General features: G+C 55.2%; 21 protein-coding genes. 9 read left to right on the forward strand and 12 right to left on the reverse strand.

All coding sequences use genetic code 11. The annotated features are described in order from the left end of the window. Both aaeA and aaeX read right to left on the reverse strand, forming a co-directional pair. Positions 1–933 carry a p-hydroxybenzoic acid efflux pump subunit AaeA gene (gene aaeA, locus F384_RS17800; protein ID WP_046488338.1) on the reverse strand — a complete coding sequence of 311 codons (933 nt, stop codon included), beginning with the start codon at positions 931–933 and terminating at the stop codon, positions 1–3. Between the two features lie 7 nt (positions 934–940). Next, on the reverse strand, positions 941–1,144 hold the full coding sequence (gene aaeX / locus F384_RS17805) for a p-hydroxybenzoic acid efflux pump operon protein AaeX (RefSeq protein WP_000051840.1): 204 nt from the start codon (positions 1,142–1,144) through the stop codon (positions 941–943). A gap of 182 nt (positions 1,145–1,326) precedes the next feature. On the opposite strand from aaeX, the gene aaeR reads away from it, so the two are divergent. Further along, the gene (aaeR, locus tag F384_RS17810; protein WP_046488459.1) at positions 1,327–2,256 is read left to right on the forward strand and encodes an HTH-type transcriptional activator AaeR; all 930 of its coding nucleotides are present in this window, start codon (positions 1,327–1,329) and stop codon (positions 2,254–2,256) included. A gap of 65 nt (positions 2,257–2,321) precedes the next feature. Here aaeR and F384_RS17815 read toward each other — a convergent pair whose 3' ends face one another. Further along, positions 2,322–4,271: a glycoside hydrolase family 127 protein gene (locus F384_RS17815; protein ID WP_046498362.1), complete on the reverse strand. Its 1,950-nt coding sequence runs from the start codon at positions 4,269–4,271 to the stop codon at positions 2,322–2,324. A 23-nt stretch (positions 4,272–4,294) separates the two neighbouring features. Further along, positions 4,295–5,698: an MFS transporter gene (locus F384_RS17820; RefSeq protein ID WP_046488463.1), complete on the reverse strand. Its 1,404-nt coding sequence runs from the start codon at positions 5,696–5,698 to the stop codon at positions 4,295–4,297. A 246-nt stretch (positions 5,699–5,944) separates the two neighbouring features. Between F384_RS17820 and F384_RS17825 the strand changes: the two genes are divergently transcribed. Next, positions 5,945–6,757, forward strand: coding sequence for a helix-turn-helix domain-containing protein (locus F384_RS17825; RefSeq protein WP_046488466.1), 813 nt, complete (start codon positions 5,945–5,947; stop codon positions 6,755–6,757). A 49-nt stretch (positions 6,758–6,806) separates the two neighbouring features. On the opposite strand, the gene tldD is transcribed toward F384_RS17825, so the two are convergent. From tldD to csrD, 8 genes are all read right to left on the reverse strand, one after another. Beyond that, positions 6,807–8,252 carry a metalloprotease TldD gene (tldD, locus tag F384_RS17830; protein ID WP_046488469.1) on the reverse strand — a complete coding sequence of 482 codons (1,446 nt, stop codon included), beginning with the start codon at positions 8,250–8,252 and terminating at the stop codon, positions 6,807–6,809. A gap of 76 nt (positions 8,253–8,328) precedes the next feature. After that, a complete protein-coding gene (gene yhdP / locus F384_RS17835) occupies positions 8,329–12,129 on the reverse strand; it encodes an AsmA2 domain-containing protein YhdP (protein ID WP_046488472.1) in 3,801 nt (1,266 codons plus the stop codon). A gap of 56 nt (positions 12,130–12,185) precedes the next feature. After that, positions 12,186–13,655, reverse strand: a complete 1,470-nt coding sequence (gene rng, locus F384_RS17840; RefSeq protein ID WP_046488475.1) for a ribonuclease G — start codon at positions 13,653–13,655, stop codon at positions 12,186–12,188. Further along, on the reverse strand, positions 13,645–14,238 hold the full coding sequence (locus tag F384_RS17845) for a Maf family protein (RefSeq protein ID WP_046488477.1): 594 nt from the start codon (positions 14,236–14,238) through the stop codon (positions 13,645–13,647). The genes rng and F384_RS17845 overlap by 11 nt, the downstream gene beginning before the upstream one ends. 8 nt (positions 14,239–14,246) lie before the next feature. After that, entirely contained in the window at positions 14,247–14,735 is a 489-nt protein-coding gene (mreD, locus tag F384_RS17850; protein WP_042998336.1) for a rod shape-determining protein MreD, read from the reverse strand. Further along, positions 14,735–15,763 (reverse strand): rod shape-determining protein MreC, encoded by a 1,029-nt coding sequence (gene mreC / locus F384_RS17855; protein WP_046488480.1) that lies wholly within the window; start codon positions 15,761–15,763, stop codon positions 14,735–14,737. The genes mreD and mreC overlap by 1 nt, the downstream gene beginning before the upstream one ends. 63 nt (positions 15,764–15,826) lie before the next feature. Then, on the reverse strand, positions 15,827–16,870 hold the full coding sequence (mreB, locus tag F384_RS17860; protein ID WP_000913396.1) for a rod shape-determining protein MreB: 1,044 nt from the start codon (positions 16,868–16,870) through the stop codon (positions 15,827–15,829). Positions 16,871–17,178: 308 nt separating this feature from the next. Next, complete coding sequence (csrD, locus tag F384_RS17865; protein WP_046489330.1) at positions 17,179–19,119, reverse strand: RNase E specificity factor CsrD; 1,941 nt, start codon at positions 19,117–19,119, stop codon at positions 17,179–17,181. Between the two features lie 206 nt (positions 19,120–19,325). Here csrD and F384_RS17870 point away from each other — a divergent pair, with 206 nt between their 5' ends. From F384_RS17870 to panF, 7 genes are all read left to right on the forward strand, one after another. Beyond that, positions 19,326–20,300, forward strand: coding sequence for an MDR family oxidoreductase (locus F384_RS17870; RefSeq protein WP_046489334.1), 975 nt, complete (start codon positions 19,326–19,328; stop codon positions 20,298–20,300). A gap of 105 nt (positions 20,301–20,405) precedes the next feature. Then, positions 20,406–21,410, forward strand: a complete 1,005-nt coding sequence (msrP, locus tag F384_RS17875; RefSeq protein WP_046489338.1) for a protein-methionine-sulfoxide reductase catalytic subunit MsrP — start codon at positions 20,406–20,408, stop codon at positions 21,408–21,410. Then, a complete protein-coding gene (gene msrQ, locus F384_RS17880) occupies positions 21,411–22,010 on the forward strand; it encodes a protein-methionine-sulfoxide reductase heme-binding subunit MsrQ (protein ID WP_046489341.1) in 600 nt (199 codons plus the stop codon). It begins immediately after the preceding gene. Positions 22,011–22,392: 382 nt separating this feature from the next. Continuing rightward, complete coding sequence (gene accB / locus F384_RS17885; protein WP_046489344.1) at positions 22,393–22,860, forward strand: acetyl-CoA carboxylase biotin carboxyl carrier protein; 468 nt, start codon at positions 22,393–22,395, stop codon at positions 22,858–22,860. A gap of 10 nt (positions 22,861–22,870) precedes the next feature. After that, positions 22,871–24,220 (forward strand): acetyl-CoA carboxylase biotin carboxylase subunit, encoded by a 1,350-nt coding sequence (gene accC / locus F384_RS17890; protein WP_046489350.1) that lies wholly within the window; start codon positions 22,871–22,873, stop codon positions 24,218–24,220. A 107-nt stretch (positions 24,221–24,327) separates the two neighbouring features. Further along, a complete protein-coding gene (locus F384_RS17895) occupies positions 24,328–24,570 on the forward strand; it encodes a YhdT family protein (RefSeq protein WP_046489353.1) in 243 nt (80 codons plus the stop codon). Beyond that, positions 24,560–26,011: a sodium/pantothenate symporter gene (gene panF, locus F384_RS17900; RefSeq protein WP_046489358.1), complete on the forward strand. Its 1,452-nt coding sequence runs from the start codon at positions 24,560–24,562 to the stop codon at positions 26,009–26,011. The genes F384_RS17895 and panF overlap by 11 nt, the downstream gene beginning before the upstream one ends.

The raw sequence follows: 26,011 nt of genomic DNA on the forward strand, positions 1-26,011 counted from the left end.
TTAACCAAACTCGCGCAGACGGTGCGCCATTTTGCGGAAGAACGAGTCGTTATTTTCATCACGATCCTGCTTACCGGTGATCACGACCGTCGCGGTGGTACCGGCTGGCCACAGGTTTTCCTGCTGATCGTCAAGCTGGATACGTACCGGAACGCGCTGCGCGAGGCGTACCCATTCCAGATTCGAATCGATGGTCGCCATGCCTTTGTCGTCGCGCGTGCTGCTGGCATTGGTGACCCCTGCCGCGATGCTATCAACTCTGCCTTTTAATACTTTGTTGCTGCCCAGTGGGGTAATTTCTGCGCGATAGCCCGGACGGACGCCTTCCAGTTTGGTCTCTTCCATATAGGCCAGCACATAGAAAGAGTTCTGTTTCACCAGTGCCACGGCGGTTGAACCCCGGGTGATAAATTCGCCGGTATAGACGTTCAGGTTGGTCACCCAGCCATCCGCAGGGGCACGAATAACAGTACGTTCGAGATCTAACTTTGCGAGATCGCGGGTCGCCTGCGCTTTGGCAAGCTGATGTAATACGGTTTGCAGAACGTTGTTGGCCTGATCGATCTCTTCACGGGACATCGCCTGGACGCCAAGACGGTTACGACGTCCGGCTTCCTGGCGTTTTTCTTGCGCCAGCACCTGGTAATAGGCGACGTCGGCTTCAGCCTCTTCCAGCGCTTTTTGGTAGCGTGGCTGATCGATGGTGAACAACACCTGATCTTTCTTCACCAGATCGTTATCGTGGACATTAACATGCGTGATAAGTCCGGCAACGTCCGGCGCGATGGCAACCACGTCCGCGCTAAAGCGGGCGTCACGCGTCCACGGCGATTCGGTGTAATAGACCCAGGCGCGGAAAATCGCGATGAACGCCAGGATGACCAGAACGAGGGTAATGGCCGTACGGGAGATTCTTCTTGTTAGTGTTTTCACTTCAACCTCAAACGAACAGACGCGATATCAAGTAAAAGAGACAGCAATACAGCGCGGTATTAAACAGAGCCGGATGCCAGACAAAATCATAGATGCCCGTAGGCACCAGCATCCGGCGCACCAGCCAGAAAATCGCCAGTGACAGAAGCAATTCAAAGAATATCGGTGGGAAGGAAAGACCAAACACCACGATGACGGGAAACAGACTCATGTTGACCTTGATATTTTAGAGAGTGCAGGCGATGCAGTTTTCAGCTGATGTCGACGCGGAGAAGGGCAAGGAAAGCCAGGCGAGAGCGACACAGCCTTTATTTGAATAATAATATATTACCGTAACTGTTATGCTGTTATCTATAATATGTGATCTAAATCACTTTTAAGCCAGAGTGAATAATGGAACGATTAAAACGCATGTCGGTGTTCGCGAAAGTGGTGGAATTTGGTTCCTTCACCGCCGCAGCCAGACGGTTACAAATGAGTGTTTCGTCGATCAGTCAGACGGTCGCAAAACTGGAAGATGAACTGCAGGTCAAGCTGCTGAACCGCAGCACGCGCAGCATTGGGCTTACCGAAGCCGGAAAAATTTATTACCAGGGCTGTCGGCGGATGCTGCATGAAGTGCAGGATGTTCATGAGCAGCTTTACGCCTTCAACAACACGCCGATTGGTACGCTGCGCATTGGCTGTTCTTCAACCATGGCGCAAAATGTCCTCGCGGGGATCACCGCCAAAATGCTCAAAGAGCATCCTGGCCTGACGGTCAATCTGGTCACCGGCATTCCGGCGCCCGACCTGATTGCCGACGGCCTGGATGTCGTCATCCGCGTGGGCGCCCTACAGGATTCCAGTCTGTTTTCCCGCCGCCTGGGCGCGATGCCGATGGTGTTGTGCGCAGCGAAAAGCTATCTCGCCCAATATGGTATACCGGAAAAACCGGCCGACCTCACCAACCACTCCTGGCTGGAATACAGCGTGCGTCCGGATAATGAATTCGAGCTGATCGCCCCGGAAGGGATCTCCACGCGGCTGATCCCGCAGGGGCGATTCGTCACTAACGATCCGATGACCCTCAACCGCTGGCTGACCGCCGGTGCGGGGGTCGCCTATGTCCCGCTGATGTGGGTGATCAACGAGATCAATCGGGGCGAACTTGAGATCTTACTGCCGCGCTATCAGTCCGATCCGCGCCCGGTCTATGCGCTGTATACCGAAAAAGACAAACTGCCGCTGAAGGTGCAGGTGGTGATTAACTATCTGACCGACTATTTCGTCGATGTGGCGCAGATTTTTCAGGGAATGTACGGACGAGGAAAAGAGAAATAGAAGCCTTGTCCTTGGCCGACAGCGTTGGATGACGGCGCAAAACTGCCGTCATCCGATAAGTCTGACTACGCCTCATCCACCCAAATCCGCATCTCCCCTTCGCCGCGGTTGGCCCAGCTAAACCACGGAATGAATGTCAGCGTCTGATCCTGACGCGCGCCGGGCGCGACATCGTAGTGCCACAGCGGTTGCTCGCCCTGCTGTTTTGGGTTTTGCCGATATCCCTGCGCCTGAATCAGAACGTGATGAGCGAAAATACCTTTCCCTTCGAGGGTGGTAAATACACTCTCTTTCGGCAAGCTCAGGTTATGCAGTAGCGCGCCGTTGTCAGCCTCTTCCAGACAGTACACCAGCGGCCCGCGCTGTAGCGCGACTTTACCCGCCACGTGACGCACCTGTGTGTTGCCGTAAACGCGGCGCACCGGCATCGGCAGCGTGAGCGACAGCGTATCGCCCTCCTGCCAGCCGCGTCGGATATGCAAATAGCCCTTGCGCACGTCGCCTTCAACCCGGGCACCGTTGAGCAACACCTGTGGCTTGTCACACCAGTCAGGCAGGCGTAGTGCCAGTGTGTGTTCCACCGGACGCGGCGAGTCGATTTTAATCTCCACCTGTTCCTGCCACGGATAATTGCCGCTGATGCGCAATCGCAGTTCGCCGCCGTTCGTCGGAACAGTCACGCTGTTGCCGATATACAAATTGATATAAAGCGCTTCCGGACGCGGCGTATAAATATAGTGACCAATAGACGTCAGCGTACGCGCGATGTTCGGCGGACAGCAGGCGCAGCCGAACCAGCGCTGGCGTACCGGCTTGATGTGATCGTAAATATGGTTGAACTTCAGCACCTTTGGCTGCACTTCCAGTGGGTTGACGTAAAAGAAGTGCTTGCCATCCAGCGCCATGCCGCCCAGCACGGTGTTGTAGAGCGCGCGTTCCATCACATCGGCGTACTGACTATCAGCCTCCATTTCCAGCATCCGGCGCGCGAACATCATCAGGCCGATGGAGGCGCAACTTTCAGCGTATACCGTGTCATTCGGGAGGTCGTAGTCGCAACTGAACGCTTCTCCACGTCCCTGAGAACCAATACCACCGGTGATGTACAACTGGCGCTGCGCCATGTTTTTCCACAGACGCAGGCAGATCTGGCGCTTCTCTTCGTCCTGGCTTAAGCGCGCCAGGTGCGCCACACCGGTCATCAGGTAGACAAAACGCACGGCGTGACCGATGGCCGTCTGTTGCTCCGCTAACGGTAAATGCGCCTGACTGTAGTCTTTATCGTGCGTCATCCAGCCCGCGCCGTAAATCAGCCAGTGCGAAGTGCCGCCACGTTTTTCAAACTCAATATCGTAATAGTGCGGCTGCGTGCCCCGCGCTTCGACAAAATAGCGCGACAGATTCAGATAGCGCGGCTCCTGCGTCACTTCGTACAGCCGCATAAGCGCCAGCTCTACTTCCGGGTGACCGGGATAGCCATGCAGCTTGAGATCTTCCTTACCGAACACGCTGTCGATGTGGTCGGCAAAACGGCACACCACGTTCAGCAGGCTACGCTTACCGGTGGCCTGAAAGAAGGCGACGCCCGCTTCAATCATGTGTCCGGCGCAGTAAAGCTCGTGGCATTCGGCCAGATTGCTCCAGCGCTTGTCCGGCGCTTTGGCGGTGAAATACGTATTCAGATAACCGTCTTCACACTGGGCGGCGGCAATCAGCTCAATCACCTCGTCGGCGGTTTTTTCCAGTTCCGCATCTGGCGTCTGGCACAGCGACCATGCCACTGCTTCCAGCCATTTCGCCACGTCGCTGTCCTGGAATACCATGCCGTAAAACTCGCCCTGCTGCCGCCCGGCGGCGATACGGAAGTTTTCAATCGCATGGCTGGGTTCCGCTTCCGGAATACGATCGTTCAGCGCATCCCACTGATAAGGGATGACCACATCACGCACCAGCTGCTGATACTGGCCGAAAAACGGATCGCTGACCTTAAGCCGGTGGAGATCCACTTCCATCATTTCAGGTTTCATTTTTTTGCTCCTTACAGGGCCTGGGCGTGACGCTGGCGTAAATCATCGGAAATACGCGCCATCATCGGGTTATTGAGTTTACAGGCGCGGATCGACAACGCCAGCAGCAGATGGAAAAGTGCGGGCAGCAGGCTTTCCATCGAGAAAATCCCTTGCAACGAGGCGGGCGTCTGGTTTTCCGCTCCGGCTTTGTAAGCGACGGCAATAAATACCAGGCTGATAATCCCGGCGCTGGAGGCCCACGCCAGCTTGATAAAGAACAGGTTGAAGGCAAAGTTCATGCCGGAAGAACGCATGCCCGTTTTCCACTCGCCGTAGTCGTCGGCAAAGGCCATCAGCGAAAAGTGCAGCGGCAGGGTAAAGCCAAGGATAATGCCGTTACCGAGGATCACGACCAGCCAGAGCGTCTGCCAATCAGGACTGGCGGGCAGGAACCACATGATGACCGCAAGCAGAGCTAACACCAGGTTGGTGTGATAGTAGAGTTTGACCGTATCAATGCGGCGCGACAGCAGGTTAACCATCACCGAACCGATGATGGAAGCAAATGTCACCATGGTGAAAAACAGCGAGGTGTAGGCAGTACTGCCCTGCAACACATACGTGATGAAGTACATGTAACCGCCGCCGCGGATATTGAATACGTTAATCAGCAGGAATGACATCAACAGCATCAGCAGCAACTGGTCGTTTTTACGCAGCCCAGCCAGGTGTTCGCGCAGGGAAAAGTGGCCCATCATGTTGAGCGATACCCGCTCGCGCACCCAGAAGAAGCAGCACAGAAACATCACCACGGCGACGGCGCACAGTACACCAACGCCAAGCTGGTAACCCTGCGCGGTGTTGCCATGGCCGAGCGTCTCCACCAGCCACGGCAACCCGACAGAGACCAAAAAGCCCGCCACACCGCACAGCACAAAGCGCCAGGACTGGCAGGCAATCACTTCGGTGTGACGCGTGGTCATGGTATTGATCAGCGCGCAATAAGGAACGTTAATCGCGGTATAGCTCACCGAAAGCAACAAATAGGTGCCGAAGGCCCAGGCGATTTTGACGCCCATCGACGCGTCCGGTACGGTAAAGGTCAGCACGCCGATAATGCCGATGGGTACGGCGATCCACAGTTGCCATGGGCGAAAACGCCCCCAGCGGCTGCGCGTACGGTCAGCGACCACGCCCATAATCGGATCGGAAATGGCGTCGAAAACACGCAGCACCAAAAACAAGGTGCCAACCAGTGCGGGCGTCAGCCCGAAGACATCGGTGTAGAAAAAGGTCAAAAAGTTCATGATAAGGCAGGTGATCACCGTGCCACCTGCATCGCCCAGCCCGTAGCCGATCTTTTCGCGTATCGACAATTTTTCGTCGGGGTGACTTCCGGCAATATCCGTTTCCGTCAGTGATGTAGAGGTCATATAAAGGTTCCTCGTCTGAAGCAGATTTATCCCGATGAATTCGCAGGATTCCGGTTTTAATAAGAACATTCAGATGTAATTTTGCCCGGAATTACCGTGCCAACAAGGCGATAAACAGGTATAAAAAGATGACGATTCCGACCGGCTGACAAAACTGTGAGGCCGATCGATGAATATCAAATAACTTTTTATTAATCATATAGAAAGGTTATTTTTGTCTAAAAAATCGCGGGAAATTACATATCCATGCTTGATTTATCCATAGCGCTTCCGATTAGAGTACAAAACGGGGGGTTGTTTATCTCACGCGGCGTGGGTAGCCATCCGGCGCGCAGGCTGGAATCCTGGGAGTTGATATTTGTACAGCAGGGGACGCTAACGATCAGAGAGAACGACGTCCTGTTTGAGGTTAAGGCCGGAGAAAGCTTGTTGCTATGGCCTCAGCGCCGCCACGTCGGGGTAGGGGATTTCCCGCCGGATCTCACGTTTTACTGGGTGCATTTTGACGTACTGCCAGCGACGACAGACCCGACGCTGTTACTATCGCTACCGCAGCATATCAGCGTCAGTAGTCCACAATATGTCATGTCGCTGTTCCGGCAGTTTTTAAGCGAACAAGAAAACAAGCGCCACGGCCCGGCGCTGGAGTTTATTTTGCTGCTGATTTTGCAGCAAATCGCCTCAGCGGTGGGGAGCGAAACCCGCGGTGATAGCGCTGGCGTGGCGTTGGCCTATAAGGCGCGCAAGCAAATTCGCACACAGTATCACCTGCCACTTTCCACGTCGCAGCTTGCCCGGGAGTTGCATTGCAACGCCGATTATCTGGGACGGGTTTACCGGCGGATATTTCATATGACGATGACCGAAGCCATTCATCGCCAGCGCGTCAGTGCCGCAGAAAAACTGTTGATTAGCGATTCGCTGGCATTAAGCGAAGTGTCGGAAAAGTGTGGATTTAATGACGTTGGATATTTTCGGCAGATTTTTCGCAAGCATACTGGGCTGACGCCAGCCGCATGGAAACGGCGATATTGTAAGGAACATATCAATTCAGACTGAAATAAGCGCTGGCCGGATGGGGCGTTTTGCCGCCATCCGGAAAATAGGACTACGCAGTACCACCCACCGTCAGGTTATCCACCTTCAGCGTCGGCTGACCGACACCAACAGGCAGGCTCTGGCCTTCTTTGCCACAGACGCCGACACCGTTATCCAGCTTCAGGTCGTTCCCGACCATCGAAATCTGCTGCATCGCTTCGATACCCGAACCAATCAGCGTGGCTCCTTTCACCGGTTTCGTTACTTTGCCATTCTCAATCAGATAAGCCTCTGAGGTCGAGAAGACAAACTTACCGGAGGTGATATCCACCTGACCGCCGCCAAAGTTTGGCGCATAGATCCCGTATTCTACGGACTCAATGATCTCCTGCGGCGTGGATTTGCCCGGCAGCATATAGGTGTTGGTCATGCGCGGCATCGGCAGATGCGCGTAAGACTCGCGGCGGCCGTTTCCGGTCGGCGCAACTCCCATCAGGCGCGCATTCAGTTTGTCCTGCATGTAACCTTTCAGAATACCGTTTTCGATCAGCACGTTGTACTGACCCGGCGTCCCTTCGTCGTCAATGGCCACGGAACCCCGGCGATCCGCCATCGTGCCATCGTCCACCACGGTGCACAGCTCAGAAGCCACCAGTTCACCCATATGACCGCTGAATACCGATGTGCCGCGACGGTTAAAGTCCCCTTCCAGACCATGCCCCACCGCTTCATGCAACAGCACGCCAGGCCAGCCCGCACCCAATACGACAGGCAGCGTCCCGGCTGGCGCCGCGACCGCAGACAGGTTCACCAGCGCCATGCGCACGGCCTCTTTCGCCCACGCGTCGGCGCGGACGTCACCGTCCAAATCGGCGAGGAAATAATCGTAGCCAAAACGCCCGCCGCCACCGCTGGCGCCGCGCTCACGTTTACCGTCTTCTTCCACCTGCACGCTGACCGACAGACGTACCAACGGACGCACATCGGCGGCCAGCGTCCCGTCAGTGGCCGCAACGAGGATCAATTCATACACGCCGGTCAGGCTGGCCGACACTTCCTGCACGCGTTTGTCCGCTTCGCGGGCGACTTTATCAACGCGGCGCAGAATATCGAGTTTCTCTTCACGGCTCATGCTTTGCAGCGGATCGACACAGGTGTACAGCGCCGGATACTCCACAGCACCGAGGGTCTTCACTTTCCCGTCGCCATTGTCACGCACGATGGTACGCGCAGCGTGCGCGCTCTGTTCCAGCGCCTGCAGGCTAATCTGGTCAGCATAGGCAAACCCGGTTTTTTCACCGCTCACTGCGCGAACGCCAACGCCCTGATCGATATTGTAAGAACCATCTTTAATGATGCGGTCTTCTAAAACCCAGGATTCGTGATAGCTCGACTGAAAATAGAGATCGCCGTAATCGAGACGACGTTCGGCCAGTTGGCCCAGAATGGCAAACAGATCCTGATGTTTCAGGCCGTTCGCCGCTAGCAATTGTTCACTTACCAGGTTCAGACTCATCGTTATTGCTACTCGTTAATGACTGCGATAGAAGATCTATGTACTGAGAGTGGGGCAATTCCTTGCCCCCGTCAAATCATTGCGAATTTTCTTTCCGCGGCTGGCGCAGGACTTCGTTGATCTGTGGTTTGTCGAGCGGACCGGTGATCCGATAGCGCAGAATCGAGACTTTACTCCACAACGGTCCAAGCACTTTACTGGCGGCAAAGACCGCCGCACCAACGATCGGGTTCACCGCAAACGCGGCTGCCACCCCCACCGTGGCGGAGATTTCCGGAGCCACCACCGCTTCAACATCCAGCTCGCGGCGTACCAGGTTGACCGACCCTTTCATGGCGATATCCGCTTCCAGTCCGTCCACCAGCGTGTCGTCCGTATGCAATATACCGTCTTTGATCCAGGCGGTGCTGCGAATGGAGTCGAAGTAAAATCCTTCATTGAAGGTATCGCTAAAATCGAAGCGTAGTTTGCGCAGCAGTGCGTCAAAGCTCAGCAGGCGCAGCAACTGCCCCGCGTGCCCGGTGCTTAATTCGGTGATATCCCCTTTGCCCAGGCGGGTGCGAATAATGCCGTTCAGCGAGGCTTCTTCCGGCTTCCACGGCGGGTTGCGCCAGTGCAGATCGTAATCCACGTTGAACGACGCGTTGCGAATCGGTGTGGAAACGCCAAAGAACCCTGCCGCAGCGTCAATTTTGCTCCCCCGCAGTTTTCCTTTTAAAGAGGTGCGCTCGCTACCGGGAGTGTTTACCCACTGTCCATCCGCCGTCAGTCGGGTGAAACCGGTATCCAGCAGGCCGTTACTCAGGTTAAGGGTGTCCCCCTGAATAGCCACATCCGCATCGATACGTCCGTATTTCTGTCCCCACATCCAGCACTCTTCACAGCGCAACTGGACGTCAGGCCAGCCCCGGAAACTCACGTGTTCTACGGATGCAAATGGCGAAGCCGGCGCGTCGCTGTTATCAGTTTTGACTACGGTGGGGTTGTAATAGAGGTATTTAATAAATGCCTGCCACGGCGCGTTATTGCGCATTGCCAGCGTCGCGTTGATCTCACGCCCCTGCGCCTCGACTTTAGTGCCATTCGACGCCGGTTCAGAAACGATACTCAGGTTGTTCCACTGCTGCCCCCCCAGCGTTAACGCAGGCGTACGCAGCGTGACATGCTGCGGGAAATTCGCGTTGGCCCCGACGTTGTCCGCCGCGCCTTTCTGGAACAGGGCCAGCCATTGCGCGCCATCCATCGCCGGCAGATTCAGCTCAATGCCTTCCCGTTCGGGCAAAGGCGGCGCCGTCTGGCTTTCTGCCGTCCAGATTGCACGATCCAGCGTCAGTTTCTGATTCAGCAACCAGCGGCTGTTAAAATGATTTTCCTGTCCGGCGCTGCCGGTCAGCGTAAAGCTGCGCAGGTCACCGGTTGCTTTGATTTTAACGGGTAACGCCGCACCAGCCTCTTTATCCAGCGGAGAAGGTAAGTGACTGCTTACATTCCTGAGGTCGCCGTTCAGTTCAATGTCATACGTCGTGCCGGAATGATATGGCAGGTCAATCCCCACTTTACCGTTCCACGCCAGGCTGCCGCCGAGCGCCTCATTGACCTGCGAAGGCAACACGCCGGTGCGAGCAGGCTGCCAGTTGCCGTCGAGATTCACCGCGACCTGATAGGCTTTCGCGCCCTCTGTGGTCGTGAAATCAACGTTCAGCGGTTGATTGAACCAGTTCGCCGTCATCGGCTCGCTTTTCAGGTTGCCATTGATAAAACTGAATTTGCCGCTGAGGTTTTTCAGGGTGCTGTCGAGCGGTTTGATGAACAGGCTGTTATCGCGCAGCGACACATCGCCCTTTGCGGTAACCTGTTCGCCGTCCAGCGGGATATCCAGATGTAAGCGAGCATTCACATCACCATCGATCTGTAACTGTTCAAGCGTGGCACCCAGCGACGTCTTCAACGGCGTGTCGTCAAAATACGGCCCCACCGCCTTGCCCGGCCCCTGAATATCGGCGTCAATCAGCAACTTTTCTTTGGCGTAGTCCGGGATAATCGCCGTCAGGTTCGTGGCCTTCACGCCGCCTAAATTGACGCCATCGGTTTTCATCCACAGGCCGTCGTTAAGGAAATCCAGTTCGATATTCAGATCGGTCAGCGCAGGCCAGTCCGGCTGGAAAGCAAATTTCGCATTGCGCAGCGGAACCAGCACTTCAAACTGACCTTCGTTGTGCTTGTACGGGAACAAATGCGGATTGCCACCGTACACCAGCGTCGCATTATCCGCTTCTCCGCCCTGAATCGCGCCGCTGAGATAATCCACCAGCGCCTTGCCCATCAGGTTCTCCGGGAAGTAACGCCAGGCCTGAGAGCCATCGTCGGTGCTGATGCCCGCCAGGATCCCCAGCCAGGGGTCATCGCCTTCCGGTTGCAGATAACGGAAACCGCCGCGCGCATGGACCGCTTTCGCTTTCACGTCGATGTTGCGCCCGTCCAGCTGAAAGCCTTTGTCATTCTTCAGCCAGTTCAGCGTGGCGACACCGTCTTCAATTTCTAATGGCGCACGAAAGACCGTTTCGTAGGGCATTTTTGCCTGTTTCATCGACGCGGTCAGCGAGCCGTTTTCCACGCTCCCGGAGAGCGTTCCGGAGAAATGCTCCGCCCCCGGCAACAGCTTCCACTGCTGCCACGCCAGATCGCGCCATGACGCCTGAAAACGGGTCTTTTCCGTGGCCTGGAGTGGGATATCCAGCGCCAGAGTGTCGATGTTTCCGCTTGGCTGGGTGGCAAGCCAGATATCGCCCAGCGCAGGAGAGAGCTTCGACACCATCGGGCGCAGCCCCTCAAGCCCGGTCAACTCCAGATGGCTGGCGCGGATGCGCAGTTCGTCACTGCGTTTGCTGTCCACGCCGCCGACTTCCTGCTCAGGGATCCAGGCAAGCTGTAGCGCGCCGCGCGGCCAGGCCTTGCCATCCATCGTGATGCGGGTATCAGGAATAGAAAACTGCCAGCCGGGCTGTTCACGGCTGATATGCGCCGTCAGATTATCGACAGAGAGCGTATGGGGGTGATTGTCGCCTTTCCAGCTCGCGCCACCTTGTTTCAGCCAGACGTCGCCACCGGTGATTTCACCTTTGCTGATGGTCATCCAGCCTTCAAGACTGAAGCGTGCAGTCTCCAGCGCCACGTTATCCTGCATCCACTTGCCCAGCCACGGCTTCACGTCGATGTCGTCGGCCTGCAGCCAGACCCGACCATTATTCAGCAGACCTTCATCATCACGCAGATCCATGCGCACCTGCATGACGCCGTGTTGACCGGTCAGACTCGAGAGGCTCACCTCCCCCTCCGCGCGATGGCGGTTTTTACCGTTCACCCAGGTGAGTTGCGGGATCGCCAGTTCGGCGCGCTGGCCGGAAAGCGTCAGAAAGCTGATTTGGCTGTCGCGGAGATCGAAGTGATCGAACTGGCGCAGGAAGAGATCGTTGATTCGGCTGGCTTCCAGTCCGTCACCGCTTTCGCTGCGATCAATCGGCGTGTTGGTACGGAAGTTCAGTTGCCAGAAAGTGAGATCGCGAAACTGCCAGCGCATGTGCAGCAAACTCTGCCAGACATCCAACGCCAGGGTAACGCGTTTAACCGAGAATTCACCGCCGTCTTTGAGTTCCGCGCGGATATCACGTGCGTCGAGGGTGGGACCGAAATTTTGCCAGGTGGCAGAGATCTGGCTGGCTTTGACCGGCAGTCCCGTCGCAGACTCAATTTTGCTGAGGATCGTCGGACGCCAGCTGTCGAGATGCGGTAATGCCAGGCGCAAACCACTGACCAGCAGCGCTACGACAACAACGAGCGCGGCTCCAGTGAGCAATAATATCCCCGGCAATCGCCTCACGCGTCTCTCCTTGTCTGCCTAAAAATGTGCCGCCCGTCATGCGGCACCACATCGGTTTACATCATGACTACGTCAAACTGCTCCTGGTTATAGAGCGGTTCAATTTGTACTTTGACCTGTTTGCCGACAAAAATCTCCACTTCCGCCAGCGCGTGCGATTCTTCCCCTTTCAGGGTTTCCGCAACGGAAGGAGAAGCATAGACCAGGAAGCGGTCAGAGTCGTAAGCATGGTGCACGCGAACGATTTCACGCATGATCTCATAGCAGACGGTTTCCACTGTCTTCACCGTGCCGCGTCCATGACAGGTCGGACACTCGTTGCACAGCACATGCTCCACGCTCTCACGCGTGCGCTTGCGCGTCATCTCCACCAGGCCCAACTGGGAAAAACCGTTAATGCTGGTTTTCACCCGATCTTTACTCAGCGCCTGCTCAAGCGAATGCAGCACCCGTCGACGGTGATCCTCATTATTCATGTCAATAAAATCGATAATAATGATGCCGCCGAGATTACGCAGTCGCAGTTGGCGGGCAATCGCCTGGGTCGCTTCAATATTGGTGTTGAAAATGGTGTCATCGAGATTGCGATGGCCGACAAACGCGCCAGTGTTGATATCGACGGTGGTCATCGCTTCAGTCTGATCGATAATCAGGTAGCCGCCGGATTTCAGTTCAACTTTGCGCTCCAGCGCACGTTGGATCTCATTCTCAACGTCAAAGAGATCGAAAATCGGCTGACGTCCGCTGTAATGCTCCAGCTTGCTGGTCATTTCCGGAATGTACTCCGCCGTAAATTCCAGCAGGGCTTCATAGGTCAGACGGGAATCCACGCGAATGCGGTCTAACTGCGCGTCGGCAAAATCACGCAGCACACGCTGCGCCAGCGCCAGTTCGCCATACATCTGGTAACGCGTCTGCGGACGCTTTTTGCGTTCCATCACTTTGGTCCAGACGCGCTTAAGGTATGCGGCATCTGACGCCAGATCCTCTTCGCAGACCCCTTCCGCCGCGGTGCGGATGATAAATCCGCCCTGTTCGTCGCAGTACTCAGCGACCACTTTTTTCAGGCGCTCACGCTCGGCTTCGCTTTCGATACGCTGAGAAACGCCAACGTGCGAGGCGCCAGGCATAAAGACCAGATAGCGAGACGGTAAGGTAATGTCGGTTGTCAGACGCGCGCCTTTGGTGCCCAGCGGATCTTTTACCACCTGCACCATCAGATCTTGCCCCTGACGCACCAGCTCCGAAATATCGCGAACGGTGAACTGCTTCTGCTCTTCACCCGCCACGCATTCTGTGTGCGGCATAATGTCAGAGGCGTGAAGAAACGCGGCTTTATCCAGGCCAATATCTACAAAAGCCGCCTGCATACCCGGAAGTACGCGACTGACCCGACCTTTGTAGATATTGCCTACGATCCCGCGTCGCGCTTCGCGCTCGATATGAATTTCCTGAAGAATACCGCCATCAATGTACGCCACGCGTGTTTCCGATGGCGTTACGTTTACCAACAATTCAGCCGTCATGTTTATCCCTTTTCTCACGCAGTGAGTTAAAATTACTCAGCAACTCATACGTTTCAACCAGCGGTAAGCCGACCACGGCGTGATAGCTGCCATTTATCTTCCTGACAAAACAGCCACCCTGCCCCTGAATACCGTATGCACCTGCTTTATCCATCGGTTCACCGCTGGCGATATAGTCAGCGATATCCGCATCCGTCAGCGCTCTGAACGTCACCTCGGTCATCACCAGGCAGTCGAGCACATACTGGCTATCCGCCAACGCAACGGCCGTCATCACCTGATGCGTTTGCCCGGACAATTTGCGCAACATCAGCGCCGCATGGTGTGCGTCGCGCGGCTTCTCTAACACTTCACCGTTGAGGATAACGATGGTATCCGCTCCCAGCACGGGGAGATCGCGCGGCGTCAGCGCCACACCGGCCTGGGCTTTTTCCCGCGCCAGACGTGACACATATTGCGGCGCGCTTTCTCCCTCGCCACGCGTTTCTTCTATTCCCGTGACAATACGTTCGAAAGAAACGCCTAACTGCGTGAGCAGTTCCTGGCGGCGCGGCGAACCGGAAGCTAAGTATAGAGACGTCATAGAAACCTTTATTGCACTGCAAATTGCTGGCGGACTTTACGCATCAGCAAGAAAAGCCACGGCCAGAGCACTCCGTTGACTACACTACTCCAGAATACTTCAGGCCTGAAAGAGACGTTGATCACTAAAAACTCTGACCAGAAAACAATAATATCCACCACCAGCGAAAGCAACATCACCACCAGCGCCTGTTGCCAGAGCGCCAGATTGCGAAAGAGCTGAAATTTCAGCGCAACCAGGTAGGCGATGATACTCATCGACAACGCTCTCACGCCAAGCGTGGAGCCGCTAATGAGATCCAGTATGGCACCCATCACGAAACCTGTGCCTACATTGACGCGGTGCGGCAGGGCGAGGATCCAGTAGAGTAAGATGAGCAGCACCCAGTTTGGCCGAAAGACAATGATCTCATCCGGCCAGGGCATCACTTGCAGCAACAGTGCGATAAAGAATGAGAGCCAGATAACCCAGCGTCCCTGGCTACGATAGCTTGCCACTACTGGCCTCCCGGCGCGCGCGGTGGAGGCGGCGTCGTACCAGCGGGCGGAGCGGCAGGTGACGAAGTGATACCGGTCGCCGGAGCAGGCACGGGCGGCGGCGGCCCCATCACATCCGGAGACGGCAGCACTTGCGGCATCATCTGCATCAGACGTTCATTCGCCACACGATGCACATCTTCCGGCGTCATCGGGTTGGCACCGTTACGGTCGGCACCCCACAACAGCAGCAGATAACGCAGACGCTGCAAGCCTGCGGTAGGACGCGCCTGAATCACCGTGTAAGCACGTTGGGTATCGAGCTTAACGGAAGAGACGACCGCAACCGGGTAGCCTTCCGGGAAACGACCGCCGAGACCCGACGTGACCAGCACGTCACCAACGCGAATATCAGTATTGGCCGGCAGGTGTTCGAGTTGCAGATCATCGGTGCAGCCGTTACCGGCCGCGATCACCCGTATGTCGTTGCGCAACACCTGAATGGGTAATGCATGAGTGGCATCACAAATCAACAGAACACGGCTGGTCAGTTTCGCCACCGCGACAACCTGGCCGACCACGCCTTTATCGCTGATGACCGGCTGGCCTTCGTAAACGCCGTTCACGCTGCCTTTGTCGATAACCACCTGGTCGCTGTAGGGATCGTTAACCGTGGAGATGACCTGCGTCACCATCTTTTGTTCATCCTGACGCAGCGGCGAGCCCAGCAGTTCGCGCAGGCGCGCGTTCTCCTGTTTGTACTGCCCCAGCATCAACAGTTCACTGTTTTTCAGCAGCAGTTCCTGGCGCAGCGCCCGGTTTTCAAGTTCAAGCTGGTCGCGCGACGCGAGCGTTTGCGAGACGCCATCAAGCAATTCACGGGGACCATTGGAAATAAAGTAGAAAGGACTGACGGCGGTATCCATGTACGTACGGATCTGACTGAACGTACCCAGGCGGCTGTCGGCAATAATAACGCCGAGCGCCACCAACACCGCCAGAATAAGGCGAATCTGTAGCGACGGGCCACGGCTAAAAATTGGCTTCATAAGTTTGCGTATTCTCGTATCAGAGTCGGCAGGACAGCATGACGCTCTCCTGCCGGCACCCGATTACTCTTCGCTGAACAGGTCGCCGCCGTGCATATCGATCATTTCCAGCGCTTTGCCGCCGCCACGCGCCACACAGGTCAGCGGGTCTTCAGCTACAACAACTGGAATACCGGTTTCTTCCATTAACAGACGATCAAGGTTACGCAACAGCGCGCCACCGCCAGTGAGCACCATACCGCGCTCGGAGATATCAGACGCCAGTTCCGGCGGGCACTGCTCCAGTGCGACCATCACCGCGCTAACGATACCGGTCAGCGGCTCCTGCAGGGCTTCCAGAATCTCGTTAGAGTTCAGGGTAAAGCCGCGAGGAACACCTTCTGCCAGGTTACGACCGCGCACTTCAATTTCACGCACTTCGTCGCCCGGATAGGCAGAACCGATTTCATGTTTGATACGTTCTGCGGTGGCTTCACCGATCAGAGATCCGTAGTTACGGCGCACATAATTAATGATGGCTTCATCGAAGCGATCGCCGCCGATACGAACGGAAGAAGAATAGACCACGCCGTTCAGGGAGATAACGGCGACTTCCGTCGTACCGCCACCGATGTCCACAACCATTGAACCGGTTGCCTCAGAAACCGGCAGGCCAGCACCAATTGCCGCAGCCATCGGCTCTTCGATCAGGAAGACTTCGCGGGCGCCAGCGCCCTGTGCGGATTCACGAATAGCACGACGCTCAACCTGAGTGGCACCAACCGGTACACACACCAGCACACGCGGGCTTGGACGCATAAAGCTGTTGCTGTGCACTTGTTTGATGAAGTGCTGGAGCATTTTTTCAGTCACGAAAAAGTCGGCGATAACGCCGTCTTTCATTGGGCGAATAGCAGCAATATTGCCCGGTGTACGACCCAGCATCTGCTTCGCATCATGACCTACTGCAGCCACGCTTTTCGGTGAACCGGCACGATCCTGACGAATGGCCACAACGGAAGGCTCATTCAATACGATGCCTTGTCCTTTTACATAAATGAGGGTATTCGCGGTACCCAGGTCAATGGACAAGTCATTGGAAAACATGCCACGAAATTTTTTCAACATACTAAGGGATAATCCTGAAAGCTGGGGCGGAACACAAAATCCGCTTACTTTACCAACCACACGCAGCAGCGACAAGGCGCAAAAATCATCTGCTACGGTGAAAATTAGTGCAGTTCGTTTCCTTTGTTACAAATCTCTACCTGAGTCCCTCAGGGCTGAGCACTTCAGCAGCAATCCTCGCCCTCATTTGCAACCGGTTTAAGGTCATTCACCTGCATGTGTGCTGTTACAAAATGGCGAGCAGACAAGCACACCCCCATGAAGGCACAGCGCGCGTTATTCTACGTGAAAACTGAACAAACGGCAGGTTAAACCGAGTATCTTTGAGAATATTTTTTCACATTGGTATCCAACGGCTGGGAGGCAGCAAAAAAATCCCCCTGTCCACCGGAAACACCACGCGCTGTCAGCGTCTGCCACTCACCACGCGAACGTACGCCCGTTGCATAAACCTGGGTGCTGGTGCCCGAGCACGCTTCCACCAGACTTTGAACCAGCAACTGGTTTTCCGTTCGCTTCTCAATGTTCCTGACCAGACTCGGATGGAGCTTGATCAATTCCACATTGAGTTCTTTAATCCAACTGGTACTCACCAGCGTTAAACCTGCCTGCGTGACAACAACCCGAACACCCAATGCATTGACTAAACGGATCACGGGTTGTAACCGGCTGATGTGTTGACCTACATCCGCCTCTGCAAGTTCAATAATTATGCGTCTTCGTTGCGATTTTTCACACTGCATCAAGGTATCGCGTAACCAACGCTGAAAACGCGGACGAATCAGCGACTCTACCGTCACCTGCATCGCCAGATTCTCTTCTGGCCAGTAGTTCAGCAGCGGGATGACACGACTTATTTGTAAGCGGTCATACTCTTCTGATAAACCGAACTGTAAAACCATCGGCATGTATTCCGCCGAACTGACCTCTTCATTACCATCAAAGATGCGACACATCAGTTCCCGATGATGCACGTGCCCGTCCCGGGTGACGGCCGGTTTCTGATAGATTCGCGGGCCGCCGCGGCTGAGCATCTGCTCAATCAGCGTCCGCCAGCGCACGTTGCCACGCCCTTTTTCCGGCAACGAATCGTCATACACCGCCCAGCTATTCCCGCCCTGCAACACGGCGTTGCGGGTCGCCGCTTCCGCATGTTCCATCACCTGTTCGGTCGACTGTCCGCTACGCCAGGCGCAAATGCCGATATGTACCATATCGTCACGATCGAGCATTTTATTAGTCGGAAGTGCATCAACTGCTTTTAATAGTTGTCCGGCCACGCTTTCCGCCTCTTTCAGCGTACGGTGTGGCAGGAGAACGGCAAAGTCGCTGCGATGGTAGCGCGCCAGCAGTGACCCCGGATACCGCATCATAAAGGTGGACAATAAATTGATCAGGCTGAACAGTTCTTCTTCAGCCAGGTTACGCCCCCAACTGTCGCGCAACAGGTTAAAGTCCGGCAGGCGGATCATCATCACCACACCGTGCGCGCCGACTTTTTCCTGATCGTCCAGCAGCGTCGCCAGTTGGCTGTCAAAAAAGAGTCGATTGCTGAGGCCGGTTTTGGTGTCCTGCGCGGCGTAAGAGCGAATCAGCGTATCGAGTCGGCTCCGCTGTTCCTGAGCGCTCTGGATTTCGGCCAGCAGCATATCCAGCGCGCTGCTGGTGCGCGCAGGCCATTCATAGACCGTACCACGCACGCTGGCTCCGCGTTCTCCGTTCAAAATTCGCGTCGAACGTATCTCCAACAGCTCCTGACCGGAAAGTTGACGCTGAAGCCAACGTACCGACAGAAACAACATCAGCACAATAAAACCAATGGCCAGCGTAAGCGGCGCAGTGGTCAGCAGCGAATGAAAATAGTTGCCCATCGGATCCTGGTAAACCAGATCCATCGTCATTCCCGGGTGCTTTACCAGCGGAACCGAGAGCTCGCGAAAGGCATTACTGGTGCCAACCGGGCGATAGCTGCCGGTGCGGGTTTGGCTATAAATGACTTTATTGCCCTGCAACAGATCGAGGCGCACAACGTCCGCTGACACCATCAGTTCGTCGATCTGTGGCCTTAACTGCTTGAAATCGCGCGAAACAAGATGCGTATCAATCGCAGTCGCCACCGTCTGAACACGATGGGTCATCTTGTACTGGACGGCGTTGTAAAAGCTCAGCGAGCAGCCAATCAGGGTTACAAAGATTGTTAACCCGGTGAGTAGCGTGACAAAAGCTGAGAATTTCGTCGTTAATCGCATCCTTGAGTTAACTCCGACGGTTGAATTGCGACACGAAACTGCTTAACCGAACGCGAAATTCGCCTGGTTACGCAAAGAGTGAGTGCATACTACCAAATCAGGTGTATCTGGCAATTTATTGCGTTGCATCGGCTTCACGTTTCAATTAGCGAGTATAGTCTTCAGAAGTCGTTTTCCAATCCACCATGCAAAATTGAGGACAGGTTATGCAGGCTTTGATCTTAGAACAGCAGGACGGTAAAACCCTCGCATCTGTGCAGACTCTCGAAGAAAGTCGGCTGCCGGATGGCGATGTCACGGTGGATGTCCACTGGTCCAGTCTGAACTATAAAGATGCGCTCGCCATCACCGGAAAAGGAAAAATCATCCGCAACTTTCCGATGATTCCTGGTATTGATTTCGCCGGTACGGTTCGGGCCAGCGAAGATCCTCGTTTTCATGCGGGCCAGGAAGTGTTGCTGACCGGTTGGGGCGTGGGCGAAAACCATTGGGGCGGTCTGGCAGAACAGGCACGTGTGAAAGCCGACTGGCTGGTTGCCTTGCCGAAAGGACTGGACAGCCGTAAAGCAATGGTGATCGGTACCGCCGGGTTTACCGCCATGCTGTGCGTGATGGCCCTTGAAGAAGCGGGCATTCGTCCGCAAGACGGTGAAATTGTGGTCACAGGCGCCAGCGGCGGCGTTGGCAGCACCGCAGTCGCGCTGCTGCATAAGTTGGGCTATCAGGTTGTCGCGGTGTCCGGTCGTGAAAGCACCCATGATTATCTCCGCCAGTTAGGCGCAAGCCGTATTCTGGGCCGTGATGAGTTCGCCGAATCTCGTCCGCTGGAAAAACAGCTGTGGGCCGGGGCGATTGATACCGTGGGCGATAAAGTACTGGCGAAAGTGCTGGCGCAGATGAACTACGGTGGCTGTGTTGCCGCCTGTGGTCTGGCGGGCGGTTTTGCCCTGCCGACGACGGTAATGCCATTTATTCTGCGCAACGTCCGCCTGCAAGGGGTCGATTCCGTCATGACACCGCCGGCTCGCCGCGCACAGGCCTGGCAGCGTCTGGTGAAAGATTTACCGGAATCGTTCTACGCACAGGCGGCGACGGAAATTTCGCTGGCCGATGCGCCGAAATTCGCCGATGCCATCATTAATAACCAGGTGCAAGGCCGTACGCTGGTTAAAGTGAAGTAAATACAAACGCCGCAAAAATTTACATTTAATTAACGAAATTTCGCTGCGTACTGACAGACTCCCTGCCATAGTAACTACGCGTTATGCGTACGCCGGGAGTCTGTTATGAAAAAATCACGTCCACTTACAGAAGCCGATGTCACTGCAGAATCGGCTTTCTTTATGCATCGCCGTCAGGTACTAAAAGCGTTGGGAATCGGGGCTGCCACGCTGTCGCTTCCGATAGCCGCGCAGGCCGATCTCCTGAGTTGGTTCAAAGGCAACGATCGCCCCCCCGCACCCTCAGGCAAACCGCTGGATTTCAGCAAACCTGCCGCATGGCAAAACACACTGCCTTTAACGCCAGAAGATAAAGTCACTGGCTACAACAATTTCTACGAATTTGGCCTGGATAAGGCCGATCCTGCCGCCAATGCCGGCAGCATGAAAACCGATCCCTGGACGCTGAAAATCAGCGGCGAAGTGGCTAAACCGTTAACCCTGGATCACGATGCGCTGACAACGCGCTTTCCCTTAGAGGAACGAATTTACCGGATGCGCTGTGTCGAAGCCTGGTCGATGGTGGTGCCGTGGGTTGGCTTTCCTTTACATAAACTGCTGGCACTCGTCGAACCCACCAGCAATGCAAAATATGTCGCATTCGAGACGCTTTACGCGCCGGACGATATGCCAGGACAAAAAGATCGCTTCATTGGCGGCGGGTTGAAATATCCCTATGTCGAAGGACTGCGTCTGGACGAGGCGATGCATCCGCTGACGCTGCTGACCGTTGGCGTTTACGGTAAAGCGCTGCCGCCGCAAAACGGCGCCCCCATTCGCCTGACGGTGCCGTGGAAATATGGCTTTAAAGGCATTAAATCGATCGTCAGCATTAAACTGACTCGCGAACGGCCGCCCACCACCTGGAATCTTGCCGCTGCCGATGAATACGGTTTTTACGCCAATGTAAATCCGCATGTCGATCATCCGCGCTGGTCACAGGCAACAGAACGGTTTATTGGCGCAGGCGGGATTCTGGATGTCCAACGGCAACCCACCCTACTGTTTAATGGCTATGCCGATGAAGTAGCCGCGCTGTATCGTGGCCTGGATTTGCGGGAGAATTTCTAAGTGCGGCTAAGTGCAAAACAGATAACCTGGCTGAAAGTGGCGCTTCATCTGGCGGGATTGCTGCCGTTTCTCTGGCTGTTCTGGGCAATTAACCACGGCGGGCTGAGTGCCGATCCCGTGAAGGATATCCAGCATTTCACCGGTAGGACGGCTCTGAAATTTCTGCTCGCCGCCTTGCTGGCCACGCCGCTCGCGCGCTACGCTAAACAGCCATTATTGATACACACCCGTCGTCTGCTGGGGTTATGGTGTTTCGCCTGGGCCACGCTGCACCTGACCAGTTACGCGCTGCTGGAGCTGGGTATCCATAATCTCGGATTGTTGGGACGAGAACTGATTACGCGCCCGTATTTGACGCTTGGGATCACCAGTTGGCTCATCCTGTTCGCGCTGACGCTCACATCAACCCAGGCGGCACAACGAAAACTGGGCAAACGCTGGCAACTTTTACACAACTTCGTCTATCTTGTAGCGATCCTCGCCCCGATACATTATCTGTGGTCGGTGAAGATTTTGTCGCCTCAACCCATCATTTATGCCCTGCTGGCGCTGCTGCTTTTAGCCTGCCGTTACAAGAAGTTCCGCCAGTGGTGGCGCTAGTTCAGCGAACTGTGCAGTCGGTTACAAAATGCAGAGACTCGGATGTTATTTGTGTGTTAGCGGTTGATTATCTTCCCTGATAAGACCAGTATTTAGCTGCCAATTGCTACGAAATCATTATAATGTGCGACCTTGGCTTCCTGGACGGCGTTTTTAAACCGCTGAAAAGGTGACAATCGAGCATTGAAGGTATATTTTGTTTTTTGCCGGAGGATTGCAGCAAATCGCTGCATGTTAACCGACAAGTCTCACATGAATCGTTGAGGCGGAATATACCGGCGTCCAGGCGGGCAGAAGCCGTTTTGCCGTCGGGACTCACGCTTTACAGACAGCGCTCAGCGCCTGTCACAATCACACTAAACAAAGAGTACGGAACCCACTCATGGATATTCGTAAGATTAAAAAACTGATCGAGCTGGTTGAAGAATCAGGCATCTCCGAACTGGAAATCTCTGAAGGCGAAGAGTCTGTACGCATCAGCCGCGCAGCGCCAGCAGGTAGCTTCCCGATGATGCAACAAGCCTACGCTGCACCAATGATGCAGCAGCAACCTGCTCTGTCTAACGCAGTTGCTCCGGCAGCAGAAGCGCCGGCTGCGGCAGCCGCAGAAATCAGTGGTCACATCGTACGTTCCCCAATGGTTGGTACTTTCTACCGCACCCCGAGCCCGGACGCAAAAGCGTTTATCGAAGTGGGTCAGAAAGTTAACGCAGGCGATACCCTGTGCATCGTTGAAGCCATGAAAATGATGAACCAGATCGAAGCGGACAAATCAGGTGTCGTGAAAGCCATCCTGGTCGAAAGTGGTCAACCGGTAGAATTTGACGAGCCGCTGGTCGTCATCGAGTAACGAGGCGAACATGCTGGATAAAATTGTTATCGCCAACCGCGGCGAGATTGCATTGCGAATTCTTCGTGCCTGTAAAGAACTGGGTATCAAGACTGTCGCTGTGCACTCAAGCGCGGATCGCGATTTAAAACACGTATTACTGGCGGATGAGACGGTTTGTATTGGCCCGGCTCAGTCCGTAAAAAGTTATCTGAATATCCCGGCTATCATCAGCGCCGCTGAAATCACCGGCGCGGTGGCAATTCACCCGGGTTATGGCTTCCTCTCTGAGAACGCCAATTTTGCTGAACAGGTTGAACGCTCTGGCTTTATCTTCATCGGCCCGAAAGCTGACACCATCCGTCTGATGGGCGACAAAGTGTCGGCTATCACCGCGATGAAGAAAGCTGGCGTACCAACCGTACCAGGTTCTGACGGCCCTCTGACCGACGATATGGATGCTAACCGTGCCCATGCGAAACGCATCGGCTACCCGGTTATCATCAAGGCGTCCGGCGGCGGCGGCGGTCGCGGTATGCGCGTAGTACGCGGTGATGCCGAACTGGCGCAGTCCATCTCCATGACCAAAGCGGAAGCAAAAGCAGCTTTCAGCAACGACATGGTTTACATGGAGAAATACCTCGAGAACCCACGCCACATCGAAATTCAGGTGTTGGCAGACGGTCAGGGTAACGCTATCTATCTGGCTGAACGTGACTGCTCTATGCAGCGTCGTCACCAGAAAGTCGTCGAAGAAGCGCCGGCTCCGGGCATTACCCCGGAACTGCGTCGCTACATCGGTGAGCGTTGCGCGAAAGCGTGTGTGGATATCGGCTATCGTGGCGCAGGCACCTTTGAGTTCCTGTTCGAAAACGGCGAGTTCTATTTCATTGAAATGAACACCCGTATTCAGGTTGAACACCCGGTAACTGAAATGATCACCGGCGTTGATCTGATCAAAGAACAGCTGCGCATCGCGGCGGGTCAACCGCTGTCGATCAAGCAAGAAGAAGTGGTGGTCAAAGGCCATGCGGTGGAATGCCGTATCAACGCCGAAGATCCGAACACCTTCCTGCCGAGTCCGGGTAAAATCACCCGCTTCCATGCGCCGGGTGGCTTTGGCGTACGTTGGGAATCGCATATCTATGCCGGTTACACCGTACCGCCATACTATGACTCAATGATCGGCAAGCTTATCTGCTACGGCGAAACCCGTGACGTGGCAATTGCCCGCATGAAGAACGCCCTGCAGGAACTGATCATCGATGGCATCAAAACCAACATTGATTTGCAGACCCGTATTATGAACGACGAGCATTTCCAGCATGGTGGTACCAACATCCACTATCTGGAGAAGAAACTCGGTCTTCAGGAAAAATAAGACTGCATCAGCGTCAAAAGGCCGGATTCTCCGGCCTTTTTTATTTCTGGGGGTCATCAATCCCATAAGGTACAATCCCCGCTTTCTTTTTCCACAAGGGACAAAAAATGGACAACCGTTTTGTTCAGGCCCACAAAGAGGCGCGCTGGGCGCTGTGGCTGACCCTTCTCTATCTTGCCGCGTGGTTAGTGGCTGCTTACTTACCTGATTCGGCGATCGGCTTTACTGGCCTGCCGCACTGGTTTGAACTGGCCTGTCTGCTGACACCGCTGATCTTCATTTTACTGTGCTGGGCCATGGTGAAATTTATCTACCGTGACATTCCCCTGGAGGATGACGATGCAGCTTGAAGTCATTCTGCCGCTGGTTGCCTATCTGGTTGTGGTGTTTGGCCTCTCTGTCTACGCCATGCGTAAACGGCAAACCGGCGCTTTTCTGAATGAATATTTCCTCGGCAGCCGTTCGATGGGCGGTATTGTGCTGGCGATGACGCTGACCGCCACCTACATCAGCGCCAGTTCGTTTATCGGTGGACCTGGTGCTGCCTATAAATATGGGTTGGGCTGGGTGCTGCTGGCCATGATTCAGCTCCCCGCCGTCTGGCTGTCGCTGGGGATCCTCGGTAAGAAATTCGCCATCCTTGCCCGTCGCTATAATGCCGTGACCCTCAACGACATGCTGTTCGCCCGCTACCAGAGTCGCCTTCTGGTGTGGCTGGCGAGCCTCAGTTTGCTCGTGGCGTTTGTCGGCGCCATGACCGTGCAGTTCATTGGTGGCGCGCGCTTGCTGGAAACCGCCGCAGGTATTCCCTATGAAACAGGCTTGCTGATTTTCGGCATCAGCATTGCGCTGTATACCGCGTTCGGCGGCTTTCGTGCCAGCGTACTTAACGACACCATGCAGGGACTGGTAATGCTGATTGGCACCATCGTGCTGCTGGTCGGTATCGTGCACGCCGCTGGCGGCCTGAGCCACGCCGTAGAGACCTTAAACGCCATCGACCCGAAACTGGTTTCGCCACAGGGTGCCGATGACATTCTGTCTCCGACCTTTATGACCTCATTCTGGGTGCTGGTGTGCTTTGGCGTGATCGGCCTGCCGCATACGGCAGTGCGCTGCATCTCCTACAAAGACAGCAAAGCCGTACACCGGGGAATTATCATCGGCACCATCGTGGTGGCGATCCTGATGTTCGGTATGCACCTTGCTGGCGCACTGGGCCGAGCGGTGATCCCCGACCTGACGGTGCCGGATCTGGTTATCCCAACGCTGATGGTGAAAGTACTGCCGCCTTTTGCCGCCGGGATCTTCCTTGCCGCGCCGATGGCAGCCATTATGTCGACGATCAACGCCCAGTTACTGCAAAGTTCCGCTACGATCATTAAAGATCTCTATCTCAACATCCGCCCGGAGCAGTTGCAGAATGAGACACGACTGAAGCGAATGTCGGCAATGATCACCCTGATCTTAGGCGCACTGTTACTGCTTGCCGCCTGGAAACCGCCAGAGATGATTATCTGGCTGAACCTGCTGGCGTTTGGCGGTCTGGAAGCGGTGTTCTTATGGCCGCTGGTGCTCGGCCTTTACTGGGAACGCGCGAACGCGACCGGTGCGCTGAGTGCGATGATTGTCGGCGGCGCGCTGTACGCGATTCTCGCCACCTTTAACGTTCAGTACCTGGGCTTCCACCCGATTGTGCCCTCGCTACTGCTAAGTTTGTTGGCTTTCCTGGTGGGAAACCGTTTCGGTTCTCCTGTCCCACAAGCCACTGTATTGACTACTGATAAATAA

Origin of the sequence: Citrobacter amalonaticus Y19 (assembly GCF_000981805.1) — a bacterium.
Classification (GTDB): domain Bacteria; phylum Pseudomonadota; class Gammaproteobacteria; order Enterobacterales; family Enterobacteriaceae; genus Citrobacter_A; species Citrobacter_A amalonaticus_C.

Coding starts and splice junctions, on each gene's coding strand:
- aaeX (WP_000051840.1), bottom strand. CDS start 1,144: ATGAGTCTGTTTCCCGTCATCGTGGTGTTTGGTCTTTCCTTCCCACCG.
- aaeR (WP_046488459.1), top strand. CDS start 1,327: ATGGAACGATTAAAACGCATGTCGGTGTTCGCGAAAGTGGTGGAATTT.
- F384_RS17815 (WP_046498362.1), bottom strand. CDS start 4,271: ATGATGGAAGTGGATCTCCACCGGCTTAAGGTCAGCGATCCGTTTTTC.
- F384_RS17820 (WP_046488463.1), bottom strand. CDS start 5,698: ATGACCTCTACATCACTGACGGAAACGGATATTGCCGGAAGTCACCCC.
- F384_RS17825 (WP_046488466.1), top strand. CDS start 5,945: ATGCTTGATTTATCCATAGCGCTTCCGATTAGAGTACAAAACGGGGGG.
- tldD (WP_046488469.1), bottom strand. CDS start 8,252: ATGAGTCTGAACCTGGTAAGTGAACAATTGCTAGCGGCGAACGGCCTG.
- rng (WP_046488475.1), bottom strand. CDS start 13,655: ATGACGGCTGAATTGTTGGTAAACGTAACGCCATCGGAAACACGCGTG.
- F384_RS17845 (WP_046488477.1), bottom strand. CDS start 14,238: ATGACGTCTCTATACTTAGCTTCCGGTTCGCCGCGCCGCCAGGAACTG.
- mreC (WP_046488480.1), bottom strand. CDS start 15,763: ATGAAGCCAATTTTTAGCCGTGGCCCGTCGCTACAGATTCGCCTTATT.
- mreB (WP_000913396.1), bottom strand. CDS start 16,870: ATGTTGAAAAAATTTCGTGGCATGTTTTCCAATGACTTGTCCATTGAC.
- csrD (WP_046489330.1), bottom strand. CDS start 19,119: ATGCGATTAACGACGAAATTCTCAGCTTTTGTCACGCTACTCACCGGG.
- F384_RS17870 (WP_046489334.1), top strand. CDS start 19,326: ATGCAGGCTTTGATCTTAGAACAGCAGGACGGTAAAACCCTCGCATCT.
- msrP (WP_046489338.1), top strand. CDS start 20,406: ATGAAAAAATCACGTCCACTTACAGAAGCCGATGTCACTGCAGAATCG.
- accB (WP_046489344.1), top strand. CDS start 22,393: ATGGATATTCGTAAGATTAAAAAACTGATCGAGCTGGTTGAAGAATCA.
- accC (WP_046489350.1), top strand. CDS start 22,871: ATGCTGGATAAAATTGTTATCGCCAACCGCGGCGAGATTGCATTGCGA.
- F384_RS17895 (WP_046489353.1), top strand. CDS start 24,328: ATGGACAACCGTTTTGTTCAGGCCCACAAAGAGGCGCGCTGGGCGCTG.
- panF (WP_046489358.1), top strand. CDS start 24,560: ATGCAGCTTGAAGTCATTCTGCCGCTGGTTGCCTATCTGGTTGTGGTG.